Below are 3,875 nucleotides of genomic sequence, written 5' to 3'. Positions count from 1 at the left end.
ATCGTCGAGATCGACGACCGGCCCGTCGGATCGGGCCGGCCCGGCCCGATCACGCGCGAACTGCTCGATCTGTTCCACCAGGTGACCCGTGGGGAGCTCGACCGTTACAAGAACTGGAACGAGCTCGTCCAGGAGTCCTGACTCCCTACGACAGCTGGTTACCCAGCCCCAGCTGGTCGCCGGCCCGTGGGCGGGCGTGACCACGTCCTGCCCGCGGGTTTGCCGTCTCCGGTGACGGTCTGGTCAGCGGAGCATTCCACGCCTAACCTCTCCTGTCAGGCTCTCGTTTCACAAGTTCACAAGCTCTGGGGAGAGGCGTGATGCGGGTTTCCGACGGGATGACCGTTCCGGTTCTCATGATCGGTCCGAAGCACACCCTGCGTCAGGCGGCGCGGCTGATGGCCGCCCGGAAGGTGGGCGCGGCCATTGTGCGGGACGTCGACGGCGAAGGATACAGCATACTTACTGAACGTGATGTTCTTCTGTCCGTGGCGGATGGTCAGAATCCGGATGCCGAGCTGGTCGGCGACCACATCGCTCGTGACGTCGTGTTCGCCGATCCCGGCTGGTCGCTGGCGGAAGCCGCCGGATCGATGCTTCGCGGCGGATTTCGGCATCTGATCGTCTGCGATCGGGGTGAAGTAACCGGCGTGCTGTCCATGCGCGATGTAGTGCGTTGCTGGAGCGAACAGCGTGCATCCGTTTAGAAACTGGTGTGCTGCTGTTTGATCGACTGTTCCTTCTGTGCCGTTTTTTGCTCCACCGACGCACATCACTGCTCAAGCGGGGCATCGGGCGCCCACATTTCCCGACATTGGCGCTACGGTCACGGTGTGCAGGAGGAAGAGGCGGTCGCGCTGTTGCGGGCGACCACATTGCTGAAGGAACTGGACGAGCCGGCCCTGGCGCGTCTCGCCGCACGGTCTGTCGTGCGCCGATACCGCCGCGGTCAGGTTGTACTCACCGAAGGTGATCCCGCTGACACGTTGCTCGTGGTGGCCTCCGGCCGCCTGAAGGTGCTCACGACCGCCGACGACGGCCGTGACCACGTCCTGAACATAGCCGGCCCCGGCGACACCCTCGGTGAACTCAACATCGTCGAGGCTGGTCCGCGGTCTGCCAGCGTCGAGGCGCTGGAGCCCAGCGAAGCCGTCGTCCTCGACCGTGCCGCCGTGTGGGAGCTGGTACGGGAGCGCCCGGCCGTCGCCGAGCAGCTCATCCGGGCGCTGGTGGCCCACGTCCGCCGGCTGACGGGGGCAAATGCCGACCTGGTCTTCCTCGACCTGCCCCGGCGCGTCGCCAAGCTGCTGCTGATGCGGATGCGGGAGTCCGGGCGTCCGCTGATCGAACTGGGCCTGACCCAGACCGAGATCGCCTCCCTTCTGGGCGGCTCACGCCAGTCGGTCAACCAGGCGCTGCGAGAGTTCGAGAAGCGCAACTGGATCCTGGCCGAGGGGCAGACGGTCACCATCCTCCAGGTTGAGCGCCTGCGCCGCTTTGCCGGCGACTGACGGAGCTTTGCCCCAGACAGCGGCTTCGCCGTGACCTGAGGACCCTGAGCTCCTGGGCGGGTGGCGCCGTACAGTGGACAATCGGCGGTGAACCCGCCCTCGTCGCGCGTGCCGGCTGCCCACCCATGCCGCCGGACGCGTGACACCCCGCAGATCCGCAGGTGAGCAGGTGAGAGGCGCGCCGTGCAGCCAGATGACCCCGATTCCTTTCACGTCTACGACACGACACTGCGTGACGGGACCCAGCAGGAGGGGTTGTCGCTGTCGGTCGGCGACAAGATTGCGATAGCCCGGCACCTCGACGAGATCGGCGTCGGCTTCATCGAGGGCGGTTGGCCCGGGTCGAACCCGAAGGACGCCGAGTTCTTCCGCCGTGCCCGTACCGAGCTGCGTCTGGACCATGCCGTGCTCACCGCCTTCGGCGCGACCCGCAGGGCCCGGACGGTCGCCGCCGACGACACGCAGGTCGCCGCCTTGCGGGAGGCCGGCACGGACGTCGTCTGCCTGGTCGCGAAGTCCGACCTCCGGCACGTGGAGCGGGCGCTGCGCACCACCCCCACCGAGAACCTCGCGATGATCCGTGACACCGTGGCGCATCTGCACGCCGAGGGCAAGCGGGTGTTCGTCGACGCGGAGCACTTCTTCGACGGTTACCGCGCCGACACCGACTACGCACTCGAGGTGGTCCGGGTGGCCGCCGAGGCCGGTGCCGAGGTCGTGGTCCTCTGCGATACCAACGGCGGGATGCTGCCGACACGTATCGGTGACGTCGTTTCTGCCGTCCGCGACATCACCGGTGCCCGCCTGGGCATTCACTGCCACAACGACACCGCCTGCGCGGTCGCGAACACCCTTGTCGCGGTCGAGGCCGGGGCCATCCACGTCCAGGGCACCGCCAACGGCTACGGCGAGCGATGCGGCAACGCTGACCTGTTCAGCGTCGTGGCCGGGCTGGAGACCAAGCTCGGACGCCGGGTGCTGCCCCCAGGCAGGCTGCGCGAGCTGGTCCGGGTGTCGCACGCCATCGACGAGATCACCAACTCCGCTCCGGACCCCCACCGCGCCTACGTCGGCGCGAGCGCGTTCGCCCACAAGGCCGGCCTGCACGCCAGCGCCGTCAAGGTCGACCCGGACATGTACCAGCACATCGATCCCGCCGAGGTCGGCAACGACATGCGGATGCTGGTCTCGGAGCTCGCCGGCCGGGCCACGATCGAGCTCAAAGGCCGTGAGCTCGGGCTGGACCTCTCCGACCAGCGGGAGGCGCTGGGCCGGGTCGTCGACCTGGTGAAGGAACGGGAAGCGATCGGGTACACCTACGAGGCCGCGGAGGCGTCGTTCGAGCTGCTGCTGCGGGACGAGGTCGAAGGCGCGCAGCGGTTCTTCACCCTCGAGTCGTGGCGCGTGATCGTCGAGCGGCGGCCGGACGGCCAGGTCGTGAGCGAGGCGACCGTGAAACTCGTCTCCCGCGGTGTGCGGCACGTGTCCACGGCCGAGGGCAACGGCCCGGTCAACGCCCTCGACCGGGCACTGCGGGAAGCGCTGGAAAAGGGCTACCCCGGCCTTGTCGACCTCGACCTGGTCGATTACAAGGTGCGCATCCTCGACGGCAGGTCCGGCACCGGCGCGGTGACCCGGGTGCTGGTCGGGACCAGCGACGGGCGCGACAGGTGGGACACCGTCGGCGTCGACGAGAACATCATCGCGGCTTCATGGGAGGCGTTGCAGGACGCCGTCACCTATGGCCTGCGCCGCCAGGGCGAAGAAAGCATTCCCAAGTAGTCAACGCCGGCAGGGGAGGGGCAATAATCACAAATAGTGATGAGTCCGGGCTCCTTGGAGCCGCCGGCGACACGAGTGAAACATGATCGCTTCGTTTTCGGCTCGTTAGACTTCGGTCATGGCCGACAGCAGCGTGATCCCTTGGCGCGAGGTGCGTCCGGTGCCGTCGGTCAACGGTGACCTCGAGCAGGTCCTTGCCACGGTTGACGCACTCCAGGGTGCGTGGGAGGAGTCTGTGGCCACTGCGACCCGCGAGGACTTCAGTGAGGCTCGACGCCGCAGTCTCCGGCGTCACGCCATCGAAACGGGCATCATCGAGCGGTTGTACGACGTCGAGTGGGGTGTGACCGAGGCTCTGATTGCCGAGGGCCTTACGGCGAAGGTGGCGGCTCGCCAGGGTGGGGTGGACGAGGACGCGCTTGCGATCATCCGATCCCAGTTCGATGCTCTGACCTTTCTCGCTGAGGCGGCACGTGACGGGCAGGATCTTTCGATCACGCTGGTCCGCGAGGTGCACGCGGCGATCTGCGGCCGGCAGGCGACCTACGACGCGACGACGGCGTTCGGTCAACCCGTCAAGGT

At 67.5% G+C, this 3,875-nt stretch carries 4 protein-coding genes; all 4 read left to right on the top strand.

What is annotated here, in order from left to right; genetic code table 11:
- Nucleotides 1-320 precede the first annotated feature (320 nt).
- Nucleotides 321-707, top strand: a complete 387-nt coding sequence (locus DD1DGNOD_RS21875; RefSeq protein WP_131768347.1) for a CBS domain-containing protein — start codon at nucleotides 321-323, stop codon at nucleotides 705-707.
- A 126-nt stretch (nucleotides 708-833) separates the two neighbouring features.
- Nucleotides 834-1,511 carry a Crp/Fnr family transcriptional regulator gene (locus DD1DGNOD_RS21870; RefSeq protein WP_131768346.1) on the top strand — a complete coding sequence of 226 codons (678 nt, stop codon included), beginning with the start codon at nucleotides 834-836 and terminating at the stop codon, nucleotides 1,509-1,511.
- A gap of 183 nt (nucleotides 1,512-1,694) precedes the next feature.
- On the top strand, nucleotides 1,695-3,293 hold the full coding sequence (gene cimA / locus DD1DGNOD_RS21865) for a citramalate synthase (protein ID WP_131768345.1): 1,599 nt from the start codon (nucleotides 1,695-1,697) through the stop codon (nucleotides 3,291-3,293).
- Between the two features lie 160 nt (nucleotides 3,294-3,453).
- On the top strand, nucleotides 3,454-3,875 hold a 422-nt coding region (locus DD1DGNOD_RS21860; RefSeq protein WP_131770955.1), incomplete at its 3' end, for a hypothetical protein.

Source organism: Candidatus Protofrankia californiensis (assembly GCF_900634765.1).
Classification (GTDB): Bacteria; Actinomycetota; Actinomycetes; order Frankiales; family Frankiaceae; genus Protofrankia; species Protofrankia californiensis.
This window is presented reverse-complemented; position numbering and strand designations above follow the sequence as displayed.

Excerpts from the sequence above, each read along its gene's own strand:
- DD1DGNOD_RS21875 (WP_131768347.1), top strand. The coding sequence starts at position 321 with ATGCGGGTTTCCGACGGGATGACCGTTCCGGTTCTCATGATCGGTCCG.